This window comes from Tamlana crocina (assembly GCF_012037625.1).
Map to the genome: position 1 here is coordinate 1 of NZ_JAAVJS010000188.1, position 486 is coordinate 486.

Genomic DNA, 486 nt, shown 5'->3' on the forward strand with positions numbered 1-486 from the left:
GCCTCATAATAAGTATTGTTAGAATTAATAATTAAATTATAAGAAATTTAATGGAAAATTTCAAACAGGAAAATATTTGTCTTTTTTATAAATTGTTTCCTTTGGAGATTATATTTCGGTCCATCTTCAAAAACATCAAGACAATGAAAAAGTATTTTGATCATTTCACACCTTTCAAAAGGTCGTAAGGATCTAATTCAGACAAAAGCTCATCTTCAAAATCAATTAAGGGATCCAACCAATCAGCTTTTCGAAGCCCAAAGTGAAGCATTTCAATTTTGTCTTGAGTCAATTGATCCTTCTCTTCGAATTGCTTTTCAAATTGTTTTAAATATTTCCTCAGTTTTTGAGCTTCGTACCATAGATGCGATTTTTTATGTAGATCTTTAAAAGCTTCTATCTCCTGTTGAACTAACTGCTGTTTCTCCTTTTCGATTCTTTCTTGCTCCTTTCGTGGTTATTTCGGAGGGACCGTGCCACCTATTT

General features: G+C 31.9%; 1 protein-coding gene. It reads left to right on the forward strand.

What is annotated here, in order from left to right; all coding sequences use genetic code 11:
- Positions 1 to 156 precede the first annotated feature (156 nt).
- On the forward strand, positions 157 to 390 hold the full coding sequence (locus HC176_RS16270) for a hypothetical protein (RefSeq protein WP_167920049.1): 234 nt from the start codon (positions 157 to 159) through the stop codon (positions 388 to 390).
- The last annotated feature ends 96 nt before the right edge of the window (positions 391 to 486 follow it).